Source organism: Bradyrhizobium sp. BR13661, assembly GCF_029892425.1.
GTDB lineage: Bacteria > Pseudomonadota > Alphaproteobacteria > Rhizobiales > Xanthobacteraceae > Bradyrhizobium.
Map to the genome: position 1 here is coordinate 197408 of NZ_JARXWB010000013.1, position 19841 is coordinate 217248.

Sequence of the window (19841 nt, forward strand, 5' to 3'; positions counted from 1 at the left end):
AGCTCGCGCGCGATCGAGCCGGCGTCTTGGTGTCACTAAAGCCGCTCGATGATGGTCGCGTTCGCCATCCCGCCCGCCTCGCACATCGTCTGCAGACCGAAACGTCCGTTATCTTGCTCAAGTGCATTGAGCATCGTGGTCATCAGCCGTGCGCCTGAGCATCCGAGTGGATGCCCTAGCGCGATGGCACCGCCGCGCGGGTTGACGCGAACAGGATCGACATCAATCTCTCGATTCCAGGCGAGCGGTACGCTGGCGAAAGCTTCGTTGACTTCGAAATGGTCGATCTTGTTACGGGTCATGCCAGCCTTCGCCAGCACACGACGCGTGGCGGGGATCGGCGCAGTCAGCATCATAACAGGATCGTCAGCGATCACGTCGAATGCAACGAAACGCGCACGAGGGCGCAGATTGAGCGTGGCTGCCATCTCTTCTTCCATGATCAGCAGCGCGGCCGCGCCGTCGGTTATCTGAGAGGAATTTCCAGCCGTGACACTCCAGCGCAGCTCCGGAAAGCGCTCAAGAAGCGCCGCATCTTCGAACGCCGGCTTCAGGTCGGCGAGCCCCTCGACTGTCGTCGAAGCGCGGATCGACTCGTCTTGGCTGAGAGATGTTCCATTTGATTCGACAGGAATGATCTCGCTCGTGAACCGACCAGATGCACGGGTCGAAGCCGCTCGCTGGTGCGATCGCGCAGCGTAGGCATCCAATTCATCCCGGGAGAGGCCGTATCGCGCGGCGACCAGCTCGGCTGCAATGCCTTGCGATACCAATCCGGGTGAGAACCGGGCGCGCACACCAGGACCGTGGTCATCCATGCGCATTCGATTGGATCCCATCGGGACCCTGCTCATCGACTCCACACCACCCGCGATCACAACGTCGTAGGCGCCCGCAGCAATCCCCTGGGCGGCAAAGTGAATCGCTTGCTGGCTGGAGCCGCATTTCCGATCAATCATGGTTGCCGGCACATGATTGGGGAAACCTGCGGACAAGACCGACATCCGGCCCACGCTCGATTGTTCGCTGGCCTGGGTCACGCAGCCCACGATGACGTCGTCGATGATCGCGGGATCAATTGCGTTTCGCCGCACCAGCGCCTGCAAGACAGTGGCAAGGAGTTCCACCGGATGCACGGCGGAGAGGCCGCCGCCGGCCTTTCCCTTGCCCATCGGCGATCGAATTGCGTCTACAATCACTGCACTGCGGGTCATCAATACTTCCGCCTGGAATCTTGAGGAGACCTTGTCGGGCTCCACATTTGAAGGAGTGGCCCCGGTCGACTGGAACGGCTCGCCCGTTCTGCGAACGACCGCGCGCGAGAGAGATTCATCTGACTAGCCTGAACCGGCGGTGGCAGGCGACCCACTTCCTTTGTACGTCCGCACATCTCATGCCACGGGCTCCTGTATGAGAGAGGATTTGGTGGCGCCGGGCCGCCTAGAAGGCTCGGTCGCACCATTAAGAAGGGCACGCGCCACCACTCGGTAGCGCTGGACATCAGTTGGCCCTTCAAACACGCGCATCGGCCTGACGTCGGAATGCCAGTGCGCCAAGGGCGAGTCCATCGCCATCCCAGAGGCACCATGGAGCTGCATAGCGCGATCCACCACTCGACCGACCATCTCGCTACCGAGAAATTTGACGAGCCCGGCTTCAATGCGAGTGTCCTCGCCGCGATCGTTCTTCCAAGCTGCGTGATGGACGACCAGGCGGGTTTGGTGAACGTCAACCCAGGAATCCACAATAGATGCCTGCACCGCCTGCTTGCGCGCGAGCGGCTCGCCAAACGCAACCCGCGTCTTAGCATGCTCGATCATCATCTCGACACAGCGACTAGCGATGCCCACCGCTTTTGCTCCGATATTCATGCGTGCTCCGGAGAGTAGGGCTTGAGCGGAAGAAAAACCTGTTCCCTGCTTACCAATCATGTTCTCGTCGGGAACTTCGACCTCGCTGAAGTACAGTTCATGTGTCACGCGGCGGCCAATCATAGGGACCGCACGCCCGACTGTTACTCCAGGCATGTCCCGATCAACCAGGAAGAGCGATATGCCGCCGTGCTGCCGTTTTTCGGGATCGGTCACAGCTACGACGACAAAGAAGTCGGCGCGCTCGACAGCGCTAATGAAGACTTTGGAACCGTTGATGACCCAGCCTGCACCTTTTCGCACGGCTGTCGTTCGAATCTGACCACCGGGGTCAGACCCACCGCTTGGCTCGGTCTGTGCGAAGGCATAGTGCTTTTGCTCGCTGAGTATCGGGTGGAGGTACTTCTGCTTCTGTTCTTCAGACAGTCGCAACAGAAATCTGGGCACACGGCCGCCAAACGATAGCGGCACAAGGCAACGCTCGTTCTCTTCGGTGACAACGACATTGTCGAGGGTCGAAAGCGCAGCACCTCCCCATTCCTTCGGCAATTCCAGCCCCCAGAGCCCGGCTTCTTTTGCGGCCGCTCGTCCTGGCTTTAGGTCCTCGGGAGTGACCTTCTCTCCGCGCAACAGCTTCTGCTCTAGGGGCATCTGATATTTCTCGACCAGACGTCGCACCAAATCCTTCAGCGCCCGCGTCTCTTCCGGAAGTTCGAAATTCAACGCTCTCTCCTCTCTTCAGCTTCGAGACCTCTGATTCCAAGAGGTCAGCGCCGCCGGCGATCGAATTCCGGGTCAACACTCGCCGCAGGAATTTCTGAAAAGACCCGCAGATGCTACAGCGCCAACGAATAGCCCCCGTTCACCGGAATGGTCTGCCCTGTGACCCATGCGCTTGCATCGGAGCACAGCATCAGGACCATGTTCGCCACGTCCTCCGGCTCGCCCAGGCGCCTCACGACGTATTTCTCAAGAATCTTTTTCGCGCGCTCGGGATCAGAGAGTCGCCGCGCTCGAATGGCGGGCGTATTCATGGCCGCGATCGCGACATTGTTTGCGCGGATATTGTTGCGCGCCAAGGTACGCGCGATGCCTCGCGCGATACCGGCCGCTCCTGCCTTGGCACCCGAGTAGATCTCCATCCGCAGTTCGCCCATCCGTCCGGCGTCGGAGATCACATTCACGATCCTTCCGTCGTTGCTCGCGATCATCCCGGGGATAACGGCGGCACAACAATTCAGCACGCCGTAGAAATTCACGCGAATGAACGAGTCCCAATCGCGTTCGTCCGTCTCCCAAAACGGCTTGCGAGCTGATTCAGTTGGCTCGGCACCGGCATTGCCGGCATTGTTGACCAGAATTGTGGGGGGTGCGCCGAGTACCTCGGTCGCTCGCGCGACCATGTCATTGACCGAAGCGCGCTTCGTCACGTCGGCTTGGATCGCGACCGCCTTACCGCCAAGGTCTTTGATCTCCTGAGCGACAGCTTCCGCCCGCTCGGCGAAAAAGTCATTCACGACAACGCTCGCGCCGTAATTCGCGAGGTGGATGGCAATCTGCCGTCCCACGTTCTGACCCGCTCCGGTCACCACCGCCACTTTTCCGGAAACATCGAGGATATTAACCATCTTTCACCGACCTCAGGTTTCTTTGCTATTGGAATAGCAAACTTCTAGATACCAAGAACGCGTCTTGCGATCGACTGACGGTGGACCTCGCTGGGTCCCTCGTAGATCCGCATCAAACGCGCGCGCTGCCACAGCGCATTCAAGGGAATTTCCGTCGTCATACCAAGTGCGCCCAGCGTCTGCATCGCATGATCGCAAGCCTCATACGCCAGCTCTGTCGCATAGACCTTAATCATGGATGCCTCGAGTCGAACATCCTCGCCTCGGTCAAGCTTTCGCGCTGCATCCTGGACCATGAGACGGCACGCATGGATGCGGGAGGCGATGTCGGCCACCCACCACTGGATCGCCTGCCGTTCTGCGAGCCGAACGCCGAAGGTCTCGCGCTGCTTAGCGTGATCGCACAAGAACTCCAATGCTCGTCGCGCGATACCGATCGCGGTTGGCCCCATCTGCAGCCTCCGCGTCTGCAGCCTCAGCTGCATTGGCGCGTAGCCCTTTCCGACCTCACCGAGAACGGCACTCTCCGGCACGCGACAGTCCTCGAACACGACCTCATACGTTCGACCGCCCCCGAGCATCGGAATCTCGCGCTCGACAATGTAGCCGGGCGTCTCTCGCGGAACGATAAAAGCGGTTATGCCGTCCCGCCGCTTGGCGTCACCGACCCTGGCCAGGACGATGGTGAAGTCAGCCGTCTTGGCCGAACTGATCCATATTTTCCGGCCGTTGATGACCCACTGTCCGCCATCGAGAACCGCGCGCGTCTTCATGCCGGCCGGGTCGCCACCCGCTCCGGGCTCGGAGATCGCGATCGCCGACGATAGCTTTCCCTCGACGTAAGGCTTGAGATACTGCTCTTTTTGAGCGGGCGTTGCCGCCGCCTGCAGCATCCTGAGATTGGGGGAGTCCGGCGGCAGTGTGAATTGGATTGCGCTCCTGCCGAGTTCCTCATGGACCGCGGCCATCGTTATCGCAGGCAAATCATGGCCACCGAGTTCGGAGGGGGCATCCAATCCCCAGAGACCCAGTTCGTCCGACACGCTCCGCAAGTGCGCTAATTGATCGGGCGCAAGCCCGCCCCTCGCGCTCCCTCCCCCCTTCAACGCCTCCAGTTCCAAGGGGATGAGCTCCCGGTCGACAAAGCGCGCGACCGTTTCACCAATCATACGCGTTTGCTCGTCCGATTCCACCAGCGTCCTTCCCACTTATGCAGCTCCGTTCATGGGCCGCTTGCTGACTGCTGCACGCCGCGATCAACGGCGATCGAGCAGACGTGAGCCATTCAAATCATCTATTTGCTTATTCGTCAACAAATAATATTATTCGGTAAGTATCGCGCCAAACTCCGACGAATCGCGAACGCTGGCCAGTAGGTTGCTTTACCCTCTTTTTTTGTGCGCCCTCGTCGGATATTGATGACGGTGGTGCATCCCTCGAGGTCCCGACAATTCCAATGACGGTTTCTGCAAAGAAGGGACAGCCCCGGAAATCTCACGCAGAACGACGAGAAGTCGCCGAGGACGCGCTGCTTCGCGCTGCGATTGCGCTGATTTCAAAAAAAGGAGCCAGACAAACCACCCTCGCCGAGGTTGGCGAAGCTGCCGGCTACAGCAGCGGCATCACCGCGCACTACTTCGGGACGAAGGACCGGTTGCTGCGGGCCACCACTGAGTACATTCATGAACGCTATGCCCAGTCGCTGGCATCCAAGGGGCGCGGACATGGTCTCGCAACCATCGAGGGAATGATCGAACTCGCCTGCAGGGCGCCCACCACGGATGCGGCCCGGGCCTTGTTGATCATGCAGAAGGAGGCTTTTCACGGTTCTCCCGAGATCAACGAGATCTTCAAGCACTACAACCACGTTGCGACCGCACGCATACGATCCGAATTGGAAATCGCGATAAAGAACGGCGAAGTCCGCCCGGATATCGATACGAAATTGCAGTCGACCATTCTCTTGGCCCTAATTCGGGGCGTTCGGATGCACTGGTTGCTGGCACCCGAGCAAGTCAATCTTTCAAAGATGAAGACCGAACTCCTGAAATTCGTTCACGGGTCTCTCGCTATTCAACTTGCATCCGAGTCGAGCAAGGCTTCACGCTCCCCCCCGAAAACCGAAATGGGAACGGAAGGGAGACGTACATGGCGGAAGTGAAGGCCGGTTCCAAGCACGAAGCCCGGCGCATCGAAGCTGAGCGGCGGATGCTCGCCGCTGCCTCAGAGATTCTGGCCAAGCAAGGCACAGATGGCTTGACGCTCGCCGATGTGGGCAGTGCCGCAGGTTATAGCAGAGGGCTCCCCGCGCACTATTTTGGCAGCAAGACTGGACTCATCGAAGCTGTCGCCAATCACATCGTTGACAGATTTGCCAACAGACTCGCTGACACTCTTGACGGGGAAGCGAATCTTACGGTTCTGCTCAAATCCGTTGGCGCTTATCTGAATCGAGAATCGAAAGCATGGGAGAGCGCTGCCGCTCTCCAGACGATATTTATAGAATCATTGACCGAGCCAGCGCTCCAGTCCGCGGTTGGTGAGCTAACCAAACGCTCGACACGGAGGCTCGCGGCTTCGATCAGAGGAGCTATGGCGGAAGGAGCGATCAGGTCTGACATCGATCCTCATCGTCATGCAGTGATGATACTCGGACTTTTGCGGTCACTGATCACGATGTGGCTGATCGATCCTCGATCGACACCCTTGGATCAAATATCACAAGAAGTGGTGGTGTCTCTCAAGCGCGAGCTTGCCAGCTCCTGAAAATGAAGATGCGTTCCAAACCGCATTGTCCAAGTCGGTCGGTAAAGGGGGCGAGACTACATGAACTCCGCGAAGGCTCGGCTGTTTTCGCTGGCTGTCGCAGGCGGCGAGCTTGAAGTACCCGGACTTCGGATGCCTTTAGCGACCCAGCCCTTTGGAGAGCCGATCGACGGCGAGGTCGGAAGCCTCAGGGCGAACTGAGGAGAGCTTCTCACGATGAAACCTTATCTCGAGAGTACGATGAAGGCAGTCGTCGTTCAAAATTATACAGCTATCGATGATGTGCAGTTGGCGCACGTCCCCATGCCAGAACTCACACCCGGCTCGGTGCGCGTCAGGGTGCGAGCAGTGGGCATCGGTTTCGTTGATGGCTTGAAGGTGCAGGGCCTCTACCAGACGAAGGACCCGCTGCCATTCATTCCCGGGACGGAATTCGCAGGCGAAGTCGATGGCGTGGCAGACGGGGTGAGCGAGTATTCCGCGGGAATGCAGGTGATGGGAATGGTCCGGTCGGGCGCACTCGCGGAGTACGTCGTAGTTCCGATGGAAGCGTTGCGTATCCTCCCGGACGGCATTTCGCCGGAGGCAGGCGCCTCGTTTCGGGTCAATTATCTGACGGCTCATTATGCGCTGACGGAGCGTGCCAAGCTGCAATCAGGCGAACAGATGCTCGTCTTGGGCGCAGCCGGAGGAGTTGGGACGGCCGCGATACAGCTGGGCAAGATATTCGGCGCCCGCGTCATTGCCGCCGCCTCCACCGAAGAGAAACGTGAATTTGCCCTCGGGCTTGGAGCCGATGCCGCGATCGATTACAACCGCCCGAATTGGCGCGAGGAGCTGAAGGATCTGACGGAAAATCGCGGCTGCGACGTCATCGTTGATCCCGTTGGCGGCGCGATCTCCCTCGAAGCGTTTCGCTCGATTGCCTGGAATGGGCGGCACCTCGTGATCGGCTTTGCGGCAGGCAACATCCCGGCTCTTCCATTCAACCTTCCGCTCCTCAAGGGCGGTACGCTGCTCGGCGTTGATTTGGCCCAGGTTCCGCGGCGCGAGCCGGAAGTCTACCAGCGCACCTTGAGGGACTTGTTTCGGTTGCTGGGCGACCGGCGATTAAGGCCGGCGGTGGGCAGGATTTTCGAATTCGAGAGGTTCTATGACGCATTCAAGACGCTCGCCGGTCGTCGAGCCTTGGGCAAAGTGGTCGTTAGAGTGGCCCGGTAGATATCCATCATTAGAACAGCGCTTGCAATCTTCTACGTGTATTGCAACCGAAGGAAGGCGCAGAGCTGACCGATGTGCACGCTTGTCCTCGGTGATTGCGTGCGCTGGCGCAGGAGCTTCAACGACAACGATCCGCGCCCCCGTAACCGCCCTTGTATCGGCCCTTGCTCCGATGCATCGAGCTGCTTTCGCTGTCGGGGCTCGCATCCGAGACTCGGCGCGAATTTCCGTCCTCGATTACGTAGATCCCAACACACGCTCCCTACAACCGAGCTAGAACTATAGCTTCATCGCGGCTTCAGAGGAAGGCAAACGTCGGTGCATCGCGTCTTCCAGAACTTCATTGATTTGTTGGCAGCTGCAGAAGTCCCCGCCGACTTCGAGAGAGCTATGGGGGACATGGCGCACGCATTAAATCTTTCATCCTTTGCTTATCTGGCCTTTCCGCGCTCAGGTTTGGCCACGCCGCGTTTGATCTCAACGTATCCGGTCGAGTGGACGTCCCACTATTTGCGAAGCAACTATCAAGAAATTGACCCGGTCGTTCTTGACGCTCTTCGGAATCCAGAGCCGTTCAGCTGGGGTGTCGGCGCCCATTCGAGAGCATATACATTGCTCCAGCAAAGACTTTTCGATGAAGCATCTCAACACGGACTTCGACTCGGCTTTACGGTCCCCATCCATGATGATCGGGGCGCGATCGCAGCATTGACGTTCGCCACCGATCAGCGAGTAGCTGCCTTTGAGCGGTGCGTAGACACTCATTCACGAGTACTTCAGCTTACAGCGTTGTATTTCCATGCCCACGTTCGCCGAACGCTCTTCGACGGGGATGAGATCGGTGTGGTGCGTTTGTCGCGCCGTGAACTAGAATGCTTGCAATGGGCTTCACAAGGCAAAAGCGCTTGGGAGATTGGATGCATTCTCGGCATCTCGCGCAATACCGTCGCATATTACATAGAGAATGCGAAGGAAAAGCTAGGTGTTCGCACGATCGCGCAAGCGGTGACGCGCCTTGCCGCTGCAAATAAAAGAAAGCAGAATTAGGACACGCGTCCCCTACAACTACAGGTGATGATTCTGATCAACAATCCCTCTTCAAGACGGTGGCGAGCCTTTGGAGGGATAATGATTCAGCTGATCACGGCATCTTCGTATGGAGAGTTTTCCGACACTCTCGTTGCGATGCACCGGTTAAGACATCGTGTTTTCAAGCAACGCATGGCATGGGAGGTTCAGACCAGTGGCGACATGGAGATCGACAATTTCGATGCGTTGCATCCCGACTATCTAATCCAGATAGGTGAAAATGGCCAAGTACAAGGTTCCGTTCGCCTGCTTCCCACGCTGGGTCCGACCATGCTTTGCGATACTTTTCCTGCGCTTCTCGAAGGCCAACCCGCGCCCTCAAGCTCTCTCGTTTGGGAAAGCAGCAGATTCGCGGTCGACGTGCCAGTCGACGCTCCCAAAGGAGATCACGGCATAACTCGTGCTGCATACGAGCTGTTCGCCGGAATGGTCGAGTTCGGGCTTTCGCGACAGCTCACTGATATCGTTACCGTCACCGATGTCCGAATGGAACGAATCCTTCGACGGGCCGGCTGGCCGCTGCGACGGATTGGCAATCCTGCCACGATCGGCAACACCGTGGCCGTGGCGGGTTACCTGGAGATCTCGACCGATATTCTCGCCAACCTTCGCAAGGCCGGTGGTCTTTCGATGCCAGTTCTCTGGACGCCAGTATTCTTTGCTGCCGCCTAGAAAGATCCACACGACCGAGCGAGATCAAGATCCCCGCCTCGTGCGGGGACTTCCTATCTTGCGGTTTGGTACCGAGCTCAAAAATGAGAGAAACCAGGATCCGGAACGATCGATGGAACGTTGCGAGAGCTATCGACCTGCAACAGCTTCGCCTGGCGGTTGTCGCTTGTGACTACGGAAGCTTTCGACGGGCTGCAGAAGCGCTTTCAATCAAGCATAACGCCCTCAGCCGTTCTATCAGGCAACTCGAGCATTTGGTCGGCGCCTCGTTGTTTGAGCGCTCAAGCGGTGGAGTCAAGCCTACTCTCGCGGGGCGGGCGGTTCTGCGAATTGCAAGGCTGATCCTGGAAGAGGTCGACATGCTCGTGGACACAGCTAGATCCGGTGGTCGCGGCGACACCGGCCATCTTGTCGTCGGCTTCTACACGTCCATGTCGACGGGCAATTTGCGAGCGACGATAGGTGAGCTCAAGAAGCTGCTACCGCAACTCGAATTGGCAACGATGGAACGCTCTCGCTCGCGTCTGATGACTGCAATGTGTAACGGCACCGTGGATATTGTCATCAGCCCCGGACGCCTACCTTCAAAGGACACCAGATCACTACTGCTATGGAGCGAGCGCATCCTGATCGCGCTGCCCCAGGATCATTGCCTAGCAGCACGCGAGATCATCTACTGGAGCGATTTGCGTAACGAAACGATACTCCTGAGCGAATATGACCCCGGACGAGAGTTCGAGGATCTTCTGATCTCGAAGCTCGTACGCCCCGACGACCGCCCTAGGGTGGAGCGCCACAATGTTAGCCGAGGCATCATCGAGAGTCTGACAAGTATGGGTATGGGGCTCAGTCTCGCAATGGAATCGGATATTGGTGCAAGCTGCCCTGGTCTCGTGTACCGGGAGTTGCAGGACGGATCGGGACCAAGCCTGGTCGATTTTCATGCGCACTGGCGCGACGACAATGAAAACCCGGCACTGAAACGTTTCCTCGATCTGCTCGCAGAGCGCTATCCCTCGCCCCCGCCGGCTCCCGGTGAATGACCGGTTCGCCTTGCCTTTGCAAATCCGCGGTCCGTGGCCATGAAGCGCGCCAGCATGGGCGCGACCAGCTTTGCCGGATCGATCCGCTGCCCGCTTTCGCGTGCAATGGCCTCTGCGTAGGCGACGAGATCCCGATGCACTGATGCCGGAAGTTCAGTAGTGACCTTGACCGGCTTGTCGTCGGGCAGCGCTCCTATTCTAAGCTTCGGCATCCCCTATCCTCCGTAAGGCGCAAGCACGAGATCACGATTGACGATGACGCGAACCGGGAAACCAGGCCGCACGGTCAGCGTCGGCTGGATGTTGAGACTGCGTCGAACCACCTGCTGTCCGGTCTGGTTCAGTGAGTCCGAGGCGCCGTGTCGCAATGCCTGGATGATCGCGCTGTCGTTGCTGTTGGTGTCCGAGCCGGCACCCAGTTCGGTCCCGACAGCCAGAAATGTCGAAAGTGCCGCAGCCTTGAATAGCTCGCCCCAGTGATTGTCGACCTGGTCTTCAAGGCCCGCATATCCAGCGGTGTCAGCGCCAGGCTGCCGCTCTAGAACGATAGAGCGTCCATTCGGCATGATCAGCCGGGTCCAGACGAGCAGGACACGGGACTGGCCAAAGGTGATCTGGCTATCGTAGATCCCGATCAGACGCGCTCCCTGAGGCACAAGCAGAAAGCGGCCAGTCGGCGTGTCATAGACATTCTCGGTTACTTGCGCCGTAATTTGGCCTGGCAGGTCCGATCGGATTCCGGTGATCAGCGCACCTGGAATAACCGTCCCAGCCTGCACGATGTATGGTGAAGCTGGCTTGGTGACGCGATCAGGGCTGACTGTGCGACGGTCAATAGAGGCGTTCACGAAGGCAAGCTTGCGGTCCTGACCGTTCTGCGCAAATCCGTCGTCATTGGCACTCGCCGGGCTTTGTGACGAGATGCGATCGCCCCCTACACCTGGAGCCGTGGGCTCACGCACTTCTCTCCCATTGGTCGAAGCGAACAGATGGCTGATGCGGGCTGCTTCGGTCTCCTGATCCCGGCGCTGCTGTTCTGGATCAGCGCCGATCGTCGGCGACTGGCCTTGGGCCGCAAGGATCGGCCGACCGAGGTCCCCGGGAAGCGGCGGACCCAGTTGCGGGATTGGCTGGCGTGGAATACCAGCGTAGTCCTTCGGCAGCGCCGAAATACCGTCGGCGACATTGTGATGGTCGGTACTGTAAAGCTCATCGGCCGCCGAGTTTCGGTGACGATTGTTCTGCAGCGACCACAGCACGGCTCCGCCGATGACAAGCAGGGCGACCGCGCTCCCTCCCGCAAGTACTTTGCGTGACAACCGTGTCACGCGCGGGTGCTCCGCTCTCAAGCGGAAGCTCCTGGACTGGTTCTCTTGTGTTTCAGGCGGAGCCGCTTGCTCCTGATCATTTCCATTCCCGGTGTTCATGACGACGGCCTCCCGTCGGTCCGGACAATGCGGACCTTCTGCTGGTGCTCGCCCCCAAGCCGCAGTTCGGCGGCAGCAAACAGCCGATCGACGATCAGAACGTTCCCGTAAGCCCGATAGTTGACGAGTTCAGTCTTACCATCTGGACCAATAACGAAGAGCGGAGGCATCTCGCCCTGCACGATACCTTGCGGGAATTCGACATAGACCTTGCGGCCATCGTCATAAGCGGCGAGCGGCCGCCAGGGAGGGTTGTCCCCTTCAATGGCATAGCGGGAAATGCGCTGCGCCGGGTCCGGAAGAACGGGTTTCAGAGCGACTGAACGGGATCGTTCGCGCGCTGTTTCCGGATAGTACCAGGCAACAGACGGCATGTATGGCCGCTCGCGGGAGCGGAGCTCGATCAGGTAAGTGCGCCGATCTGTATTTACGACCAGGTTGGTCTCGATCGATGCGCGGGTCGGCTTGACCAGGATATGGACGCGTCGCGTGTCGCCGCTCCCGCTCTCGGTGTCGCCTACGACCCAGCGGACGGTATCTCCAGCCGCGATGGGCCCTGCCCCCGTCAACTGCTCCCCCTCCTCGAGCGCGATATCCGTGATCTGCCCGGGCGCGGCATAAATCTGATAGAGCGCTCCAGGACTGTAGGCATAGATCTGCGCCGCGTTGAAATACCCCCGCTTGCGCGGTTCAACACGGGCTGCGCTATTTGCCGTCTCAACCCGGCTCACGGGTTCAGCGTCTTCCTTCCCTCCCGACTTGCCGCCAAGAGCGGGCTTCCAGAGGGGTGGAACGTGAAGCGGTCGCGATCTGTCGTCGAGAGCCACTGGCGTCGCCGGTAATGGAGGAACTTCAGCGTCATAGCTGATCTCCGGCGGAATGTAGGTCGCGCACCCACCGAGCGCCGACGAGCAAACCAACAGAGTGGACAGCAACGCACACTTCGAGGCCACGAACTTGGACGAAGGCGAATTGAGCCTGCTCTGCTGAGGGCAACGTTTCGAATGAAGGTCAGGCAGCGTCTTAGTCACTGACTCAACTCCTTTGACCAGTTGATGGCGCGGACGTAGACGCCAAGAGGATTCTTGCGCAGGCGTTCGGCATCGCGCGGCGTTTCAATCACGATGGTGAGAATCGCCGTCCAGCGCTCGGTCGAACTCAACGAACCGTTGTCGTAGACACGCTCGGTCCACGCGACCCGAAAGCTTTCTGAAGACGCGCGAATGACGCTCGAGACGTCGACGGAGATTTGCGCCTTGCCCAGCTTGGCAAAGGGGTCATTGTTGCGCGCATAGTCGTTGAGCGCGGCGGCGCCGCGATCAGTGGTGAAGTCATAGGCCCGCAGCCAATTCTGGCGTAGGACGATGCCGTCGGCCGGCAGGCCCCTGACATCCTCGATGAAGCGCGCCAGATGGTAGGCGATCTGCGCATCAGTGGGTTTATAATCGATGTTGGCTGGCGCGACCCTTTGGGCCTGGCCAAGATGGTCGACCTCCACCACCCAGGGCGTGATCGATCCTTGGCTCGATTGCCAAACAAGGCCACCTGCGAGACCGGCGGATAGCATCAGGGAGCCAAAGGCCATCAGCCGCCAGTTTTTGGCTTGCACGCGCGCGGACCCAATACGTTCGTCCCAAACCTGCGCTGCTTTCTGGTACGGCGTAACCGGCTCGGGCATGCGCCCGTAATGAACGGATGGTCGTTTGAACATCGATAATTGCCTCGGATCAGGTGATCGGCTTTTGCTTGGTGTGGAATTCGGGTTTGAGATGCGGCTGAGCGACCGCGATAAAACTCAGTGTCAGGTGTCAGCGCTCTCCTTCAGACAAATCGACGGAAGAGCTGCTGCCGCCGGAATCGCCTGAGCGGACCGCGTGGCCGGCTGCCGACGCACCCTGCCGAATGGTCTCGGCACGCTTCATGCGGCGCGCCCAATCGGGCTGCCCTTCAGCCGAAGTGCTCGTGGCCTGCGCGCCGGCTTCCCCACCTCCACCGAGCGCAGCCGCTGCACGACGCAATGGGCTCATGGCAGCCGAACTGCCCGCCTCCGCGACGCCAGCAAGGCCGCCGCTTCGATAGGCGGCTGACGCTCCGCTTATTACAGCGCCACCACCGCGCGCGACGCCTGTAATCGCACCGCCAGCGAGACCGACACCGCCAGTGGCGAGGCCTGCGCCCGCAGCAACAATACCTCCGGCAGCAAGGCCTGTTCCAATCGCGGCGCCGGCGCCGAGCTGCGGTCCGCCCGACACCAGGCCGTTTGCGATACCCGGACCGAAAATACCGAGGCCCAGCAAGGAGAGCGCCGCAAGTACCAGTGTCATCGCGTCTTCGATGGTTGGTTGATTGCCACCAGAGCCAGTGGTGAACTGAGAGAACAGGGTCGATCCAATCCCGACGATGACGGCCAGGACCAGGACCTTGATTCCTGAAGAGATGACGTTGCCCAGGACCCGCTCGGCCGCGAAGGCGGTCTTGCCAAACAACCCAAACGGAATGAGCACGAAGCCGGCCAACGTTGTGAGCTTGAACTCGATCAGGGTGACAAAGAGCTGGATCGCCAGAATGAAAAAGGCGAGCAGCACCACAACCCAGGCGAACAGGAGAACGACGATCTGGACGAAATTCTCGAAGAAGCTGATGTAGCCCATCAAGTTGGAAATCGAGTCGAGCAATGGCCGGCCGGCATCGAGTCCGACTTGAGCAATCTTTCCCGGTCGCACGAAATCTGCCGCCAACAGGCTTGCGCCCGATGCTTTCAGTCCAAGACCGGCAAAGCTCTCGAAGATAATGCGCGCCAGACTGTTCCAGTTACCGATGAGGTAGGCGAAGACCCCCACGAAGAGCGTCTTCTTGACGAGGCGGGCGATGATGTCTTCGTCCGGACCCCAACTCCAGAACAACGCGGCGAGCGTAATGTCGATCGCGGCAAGGGTCGTGGCGAGATATCCGACATCGCTGCCGAGTAGCCCAAAACCGTTATCGATGTAACGCGTGAACGTTTCCAGGAACTGGTCAATGATCCCCGTACCCGTCATGGCTTGCTAGCCTCGGGTGTCGCCGGTTGCGGATATCCTTGCGGGATTCGGCTCTGATCCTTTGGGACGGGCACCAACCCCGCGGCGGGATCTTCTTGGCCAGGAACCGCAGCACCAGTTTTCTTGGCCAAGAAGCGGCGCCGGTTTTCGGCCCAGACCTGCCTGCAATGCTGATAGCCAGCCGTTTCCTCCGCAATGACGCTGCGGCAGCGTGCGAGGTCAGAGCTAGTTGCACCTGTCGTCTGCTCCGCCTTCGGCAACGCGGGCGGCTCGTCACCACCGCGAAGCTGAATCGTGCAGGCAGTGACGACCAACACGCCGATTGTCGTAAGAAGCGACAACGCCTTGAATGCCCTTATGTCGGTCATTAGTGGAACATCTGCACATTGGATGATTGATAGCCCTGCCCCGATGTCAGGAAGCGCCGAAGCTGTTCTCGTCCCTGATCCTGGGCCGAGGCGCGCTGGGCCGCTTCCAGGCTTTGCGCCCTGCCCTCTGCCGTTACAACCGCGGTGAGGTCGGCGAGCTGCTGCGCGTTTAGCGCAAGAATCTGATTGCCAGCCTGCGTTGCCTGCAGAGCGCCGCTCGCAACTTGGCTAGACGTTACGAGCGCGGACGTCTGGATACGATTGGTGTCGAGGTTGCCAACGATGCCCGCCTGGACCCGAAGCGCGTCTTGCGTTGCGGCATAGGAATTCTGCCAACGTGCCTGAGCGTTGGAGATCAGCAACTGGTTCGACTGATTGCCGCTAGCTGGCGCGTAGCTGGTTGAGAAGGCGCGGTCGATCTGCTGGACATCGTAGGCGATGCGCTGGGCCTGGGCCAGTAATTGCTGGGTCCGCTGAATCGATGATTGCAGTTGCTGCAGCGACGAATAGGGCAGGCTTGCCAGATTCCTGGCCTGATTGATCAGCATCTGTGCCTCGTTCTGCAACGTGGTGATCTGATTGTTGATCTGCTGCAGTTCCCGCGCGGCCGTCAGAACGTTCTGGACGTAGTTGTTGGGATCAAAGACGATGAGCGCCCGTGCGGGCACCACGACGCCAAGCACCAGCGCAATAGTGCCAGCGGCCGCGAACAGGCCAAGACGCTTCATTGCGATTTCTCCAGATTGACGAGATTGGGGATCAGGTCGAGAGCCCAGGCAACGCCACGGTGCTGGAGCCAGGCCGCCACAAAGCCGTCAGGCCCGTATTCGGCGAGGAGTTGCGCGATGGCAGCCTGGTCGGTCTTGGAAGAGGCTGCGGTAAAGGCGAGCGCAACCTCACCAAGGCCAAGTTCGAACATCCGATTGCCGCGGCGGGACTGGCAATAGTAGTCGCGCTTTGGCGTTGCACGGCTCAGAAGCTCGATCTGGCGGTCGTTGAGGCCGAAGCGGCGGTAGATGGCCGTGATCTGCGGTTCGATTGCCCGTTCGTTCGGCAGCAACAACCGTGTTGCACAGCTCTCGATGATCGCCGGCGCGATCGCGGAGCCATCGATGTCCGAGAGCGATTGGGTGGCGAAGATGACGGATGCGTTCTTTTTCCGTAGCGTCTTCAGCCATTCCCTGAGTTGGCCAGCAAAATCCTCGTCGTCGAGGGCCAACCACCCCTCATCGACAATGAGGAGCGTCGGCCGGCCATCGAGACGATCACCAATACGATGGAAGAGGTACGCCAGCACGGCCGGCGCAGCGCTCGTTCCGATCAGACCTTCGGTCTCAAACGCCTGGACCGAGGCCTCACCAAGGCGCTCGAATTCGGCATCGAGCAGGCGCCCGGATGGACCGCCGAGGCAATAAGGTTGCAAGGCGCGTTTCAGAGAGTTCGATTGGAGCAGGACTGACAGGCCCGTGAGGGTACGTTCCTCCCTCGGCGCCGAGGCGAGAGACGTCAGCGCCGACCACAGATGATCCTTGACTTCCGGGGTGATCTCGACCTTTTCCCGCGCCAGGATCGCGCCGATCCATTCCGTCGCCCACCCCCGCTCGACGGAGTCGTCGATCCATGCCAACGGTTGCAGGGCGACGGGGTTCTCGTCTCCGTCAGACAGCGCACCGCCGAGATCATGCCAGTCGCCATTCATGGCGAGCGCGGCCGCCCGGATTGAACCGCCGAAGTCAAACGCAAAGACCTGAGAGTTCGGATAGCGGCGGAATTGCAACGCCATCAGAGCCAGCAACACGGATTTGCCGGCGCCAGTCGGGCCCACCACGAGGGTATGACCGACATCGCCGACGTGGAGGGAGAAGCGGAACGGCGTTGATCCCTCGGTCTTGCCGAACAACAGAGGCGGCCCTTTGAAGTGGAGGTCCCTCGCCTCGCCCGCCCACACGGCTGACATCGGAATCATGTGAGCGAGGTTAAGAGTCGAAACCGGAGGCTGCCGCACATTGGCGTAGACATGCCCAGGCAGGGTGCCGAGCCAGGCTTCAACCGCGTTCACCGTCTCGATCATGCAGGTGAAATCGCGGCCCTGAATGACCTTCTCGACCAGCCTCAGCTTTTCATCGGCAGCGTTGGGATCGCGGTCCCAGACGGTAATGGTCGCCGTGACAAAGGCTTGTCCGATCTGGTCCGACCCCAGTTCCTGCAACGCCGCGTCGGCATCAAGCGCCTTGTTGTGGGCGTCGGTATCGAGTAGCGTCGACGCCTCGTTCGTCATGACCTCCTTGAGAATGGCCCCAATCGATTTTCGCTTGGCGAACCACTGCCGCCGAATCTTGGTCAGCAGCTTGGTGGCGTCGGTCTTGTCGAGCATGATCGCGCGAGTCGACCAACGGTAAGAGAATGGTAGGCGATTCAAGTCGTCCAGGATCCCCGGGGTCGTGGCACCCGGAAAACCAACAATCGTCAGCACCCGAATATTTGCTGAGCCCAACATCGGCTCGAGCCCGCCGCTCAGCGGCTGGTCCGCCAACAGCGCATCGATGTACATGGGAATTTCAGGCACCCGAACGCGATGACGCTTGGTCGAGATCGTCGAGTGCAGGTAGGTCAGGGTGTCCTGATCATCGAGCCAGGCACATTCGGGCATGAACCCTTCAACGAGTTGCAGCACGCGGTTGGTCTGATCGACAAAGCCACGTAGTACCTCGCGCGCGTCTGCGCCAACAGTCCGATCGCGGCCCTCATAGAGCAGGCGCTCTGCCCTGGCGGCTCCCTCCTCCGGTGGCAGATAAAGGAAGGTCAAGAAGTAGCTGGACTCGTAATGGGCACCCGCCTCTTCGAACTGAGCCCTGCGTTCCGCGTCGACCAGCGCGGACGCGACGTCCGGAAAGGAGTTGGGCGGGTATGCCCCCGCAGAGTGACGCTGCGCCTCAACGAACACAGCCCAGCCGGATCCCAGGCGACGCACGGCGTTGTTCAGGCGGCCGGCGACGGCGACAAGTTCAGCCGGCACCGCGCTGTCGAGGTCAGGTCCGCGGAACTTTGCGGTCCGCTGGAACGAGCCGTCCTTGTTCAGGATGATTCCTTCGTCAACGAGTGCTGCCCAGGGCAGAAAGTCGGCAAGGCGCGTGCTGGAATGGCGATATTCGGCGAGATTCATCATGACCGAGGGCTCACGTGTTGAGATGACCGGGAATGCGCAGATGCCGGTGCACCACATCGACAAAGGCGGGATCGCGCTTGGCGGCCCAGACGGCGGCCATGTGGCCGATGAACCAGAGGACAAGGCCCGCGATCCAAAGCCGCAATCCCAATCCAAGGGCTGCCGCAAGCGTGCCATTGACGATCGCGACCGACCGCGGCGCGCCGCCCATCAGGATTGGCTCAGTGAGCGCGCGATGAACGGGAACGACAAAGCCTGTGACTTGATCATCCATCAGATCACCACGCCGCCGCCGAAGGAGAAGAACGACAGGAAGAAGCTCGAGGCGGCAAACGCGATCGACAGACCGAACACGATCTGGATCAGCCTGCGGAAGCCACCCGACGAATCGCCGAACGCGAGCGTGAGCCCGGTCACGACGATGATGATGACGGCGATGATCTTGGCGACCGGCCCCTCCACCGACTGCAAGATCTGATTGAGTGGCTGCTCCCACGGCATGTTCGAGCCAGCCGCCCATGCCGGCGCCGACACCAAAAGAACCGTGCCGGAGCCGACTAGCGATGCGGTATGTCGAAGAAGGTGAAATTCCAGACGCATGTCAGTCTCCTGCTGATGAAACGTTGTAGTCGCCGGCGGCACCAAGCCCCGTGACGAGGGCGAGCTCAGCGAGGCGACGGTCGGCGCCGCGCCCCGCAAGCACGGCAACGAGGTTGATGGTTTCGGCGATCAAGGCGCGCGGAACCGTGATGACGGCTTCCTGGATAAGTTGCTCGAGCCGCCGCAACGCACCAAGCGCACTGCCCGCGTGAATGGTCCCAATGCCGCCGGGGTGGCCTGTGCCCCAAGCCTTGAGCAGATCGAGCGCTTCGGCACCGCGAACTTCGCCGACCGGAATGCGGTCAGGACGCAGTCGCAGCGAGGAGCGAACGAGATCCGATAGCGTGGCCACGCCATCTTTGGTCCGCAAAGCCACGAGATTGGGCGCCTTGCATTGAAGTTCGCGCGTATCTTCGATCAGCACGACCCGATCGGAACTCTTTGCCACCTCGGCCAGGAGCGCATTCGTCAATGTTGTCTTGCCGGTCGATGTCCCGCCGGCGACAAGAATGTTCTTCCGTGTGGCGACCGCGTTCTGCAGGATCTTGGCCTGCTCCGAGGTCATGATCCCCCTGCCGACGTAGTCGTCGAGCGTAAACACGGCGACGGCGGGCTTGCGGATCGCAAAGGCCGGTGCGGCAACGACCGGAGGCAACAGACCTTCGAAGCGCTCGCCGGTCCCAGGCAATTCGGCCGAGACCCGCGGCGAGCCGGCATGCACCTCCGCACCTACGTGGTGCGCTACCAGACGAACAATGCGCTCGCCGTCCGCCGCCGACAGTGTTTCGCCTGTGTCGATCAGGCCACTCGACAACCGGTCGATCCACAACCGCCCATCCGGATTGAGCATCACCTCGATGATCGCTTCGTCTTCGAGGTAGCCGGCGATCGCAGAGCCAAGCGCGCTGCGCAGCATTCGCGCGCCGCGCGAACTCGCTTCCGATTGAATGGA

General features: G+C 60.0%; 21 protein-coding genes. 6 read left to right on the top strand and 15 right to left on the bottom strand.

The window, feature by feature from the left end; translation table 11 throughout:
* Nucleotides 1-35: 35 nt before the first annotated feature.
* The 4 genes from M2427_RS22150 to M2427_RS22165 form a co-directional block, all read right to left on the bottom strand.
* A complete protein-coding gene (locus M2427_RS22150; RefSeq protein WP_280708793.1) occupies nucleotides 36-1214 on the bottom strand; it encodes a thiolase family protein in 1179 nt (392 codons plus the stop codon).
* Between the two features lie 177 nt (nucleotides 1215-1391).
* Nucleotides 1392-2594, bottom strand: coding sequence for an acyl-CoA dehydrogenase family protein (locus M2427_RS22155; protein WP_280708794.1), 1203 nt, complete (start codon nucleotides 2592-2594; stop codon nucleotides 1392-1394).
* A 113-nt stretch (nucleotides 2595-2707) separates the two neighbouring features.
* Nucleotides 2708-3499, bottom strand: coding sequence for an SDR family oxidoreductase (locus tag M2427_RS22160; protein WP_280708795.1), 792 nt, complete (start codon nucleotides 3497-3499; stop codon nucleotides 2708-2710).
* 44 nt (nucleotides 3500-3543) lie between these two features.
* Complete coding sequence (locus M2427_RS22165; RefSeq protein WP_280708796.1) at nucleotides 3544-4692, bottom strand: acyl-CoA dehydrogenase family protein; 1149 nt, start codon at nucleotides 4690-4692, stop codon at nucleotides 3544-3546.
* Nucleotides 4693-4955: 263 nt separating this feature from the next.
* Between M2427_RS22165 and M2427_RS22170 the strand changes: the two genes are divergently transcribed.
* The 6 genes from M2427_RS22170 to M2427_RS22195 all read left to right on the top strand — a co-directional run bounded on the left by M2427_RS22170 (nucleotide 4956) and on the right by M2427_RS22195 (nucleotide 10290).
* A complete protein-coding gene (locus tag M2427_RS22170) occupies nucleotides 4956-5660 on the top strand; it encodes a TetR/AcrR family transcriptional regulator (RefSeq protein WP_280708797.1) in 705 nt (234 codons plus the stop codon).
* A complete protein-coding gene (locus M2427_RS22175; RefSeq protein ID WP_280708798.1) occupies nucleotides 5648-6265 on the top strand; it encodes a TetR/AcrR family transcriptional regulator in 618 nt (205 codons plus the stop codon). The genes M2427_RS22170 and M2427_RS22175 overlap by 13 nt, the downstream gene beginning before the upstream one ends.
* A gap of 240 nt (nucleotides 6266-6505) precedes the next feature.
* On the top strand, nucleotides 6506-7486 hold the full coding sequence (locus M2427_RS22180; RefSeq protein WP_280708843.1) for an NADPH:quinone oxidoreductase family protein: 981 nt from the start codon (nucleotides 6506-6508) through the stop codon (nucleotides 7484-7486).
* A gap of 318 nt (nucleotides 7487-7804) precedes the next feature.
* Nucleotides 7805-8533, top strand: a complete 729-nt coding sequence (locus M2427_RS22185; protein WP_280708799.1) for a LuxR family transcriptional regulator — start codon at nucleotides 7805-7807, stop codon at nucleotides 8531-8533.
* Between the two features lie 81 nt (nucleotides 8534-8614).
* Nucleotides 8615-9247, top strand: coding sequence for an acyl-homoserine-lactone synthase (locus tag M2427_RS22190; protein WP_280708801.1), 633 nt, complete (start codon nucleotides 8615-8617; stop codon nucleotides 9245-9247).
* Between the two features lie 83 nt (nucleotides 9248-9330).
* Nucleotides 9331-10290, top strand: a complete 960-nt coding sequence (locus M2427_RS22195; protein WP_280708803.1) for a LysR family transcriptional regulator — start codon at nucleotides 9331-9333, stop codon at nucleotides 10288-10290.
* Here M2427_RS22195 and M2427_RS22200 read toward each other — a convergent pair.
* From M2427_RS22200 to trbB, 11 genes are all read right to left on the bottom strand, one after another.
* Entirely contained in the window at nucleotides 10257-10502 is a 246-nt protein-coding gene (locus tag M2427_RS22200; protein ID WP_280708804.1) for a DUF2274 domain-containing protein, read from the bottom strand. The two genes, M2427_RS22195 and M2427_RS22200, sit on opposite strands and share 34 nt — an antisense overlap.
* Nucleotides 10503-10505: 3 nt before the next feature.
* On the bottom strand, nucleotides 10506-11717 hold the full coding sequence (locus M2427_RS22205; protein WP_280708805.1) for a TrbI/VirB10 family protein: 1212 nt from the start codon (nucleotides 11715-11717) through the stop codon (nucleotides 10506-10508).
* Nucleotides 11714-12748, bottom strand: coding sequence for a P-type conjugative transfer protein TrbG (gene trbG, locus M2427_RS22210; RefSeq protein ID WP_280708806.1), 1035 nt, complete (start codon nucleotides 12746-12748; stop codon nucleotides 11714-11716). Before trbG ends, M2427_RS22205 begins: the two co-directional genes overlap by 4 nt.
* The gene (gene trbF / locus M2427_RS22215) at nucleotides 12745-13428 is read right to left on the bottom strand and encodes a conjugal transfer protein TrbF (RefSeq protein ID WP_280708808.1); all 684 of its coding nucleotides are present in this window, start codon (nucleotides 13426-13428) and stop codon (nucleotides 12745-12747) included. Before trbF ends, trbG begins: the two co-directional genes overlap by 4 nt.
* 97 nt (nucleotides 13429-13525) lie before the next feature.
* A complete protein-coding gene (gene trbL, locus M2427_RS22220; protein WP_280708809.1) occupies nucleotides 13526-14755 on the bottom strand; it encodes a P-type conjugative transfer protein TrbL in 1230 nt (409 codons plus the stop codon).
* Nucleotides 14752-15123 carry a putative entry exclusion protein TrbK-alt gene (gene trbK-alt / locus M2427_RS22225; protein ID WP_280708810.1) on the bottom strand — a complete coding sequence of 124 codons (372 nt, stop codon included), beginning with the start codon at nucleotides 15121-15123 and terminating at the stop codon, nucleotides 14752-14754. The genes trbL and trbK-alt overlap by 4 nt, the downstream gene beginning before the upstream one ends.
* Nucleotides 15123-15851 (bottom strand): P-type conjugative transfer protein TrbJ, encoded by a 729-nt coding sequence (gene trbJ / locus M2427_RS22230; protein ID WP_280708811.1) that lies wholly within the window; start codon nucleotides 15849-15851, stop codon nucleotides 15123-15125. The genes trbK-alt and trbJ overlap by 1 nt, the downstream gene beginning before the upstream one ends.
* The gene (gene trbE, locus M2427_RS22235; RefSeq protein ID WP_280708812.1) at nucleotides 15848-18289 is read right to left on the bottom strand and encodes a conjugal transfer protein TrbE; all 2442 of its coding nucleotides are present in this window, start codon (nucleotides 18287-18289) and stop codon (nucleotides 15848-15850) included. The genes trbJ and trbE overlap by 4 nt, the downstream gene beginning before the upstream one ends.
* Nucleotides 18290-18299: 10 nt before the next feature.
* The gene (locus M2427_RS22240) at nucleotides 18300-18563 is read right to left on the bottom strand and encodes a VirB3 family type IV secretion system protein (RefSeq protein ID WP_280708813.1); all 264 of its coding nucleotides are present in this window, start codon (nucleotides 18561-18563) and stop codon (nucleotides 18300-18302) included.
* Entirely contained in the window at nucleotides 18563-18889 is a 327-nt protein-coding gene (locus M2427_RS22245; RefSeq protein ID WP_280708815.1) for a TrbC/VirB2 family protein, read from the bottom strand. Before M2427_RS22245 ends, M2427_RS22240 begins: the two co-directional genes overlap by 1 nt.
* A 1-nt stretch (nucleotide 18890) precedes the next feature.
* Nucleotides 18891-19805 carry a P-type conjugative transfer ATPase TrbB gene (gene trbB, locus M2427_RS22250; RefSeq protein ID WP_280708844.1) on the bottom strand — a complete coding sequence of 305 codons (915 nt, stop codon included), beginning with the start codon at nucleotides 19803-19805 and terminating at the stop codon, nucleotides 18891-18893.
* Between the last annotated feature and the right edge of the window lie 36 nt (nucleotides 19806-19841).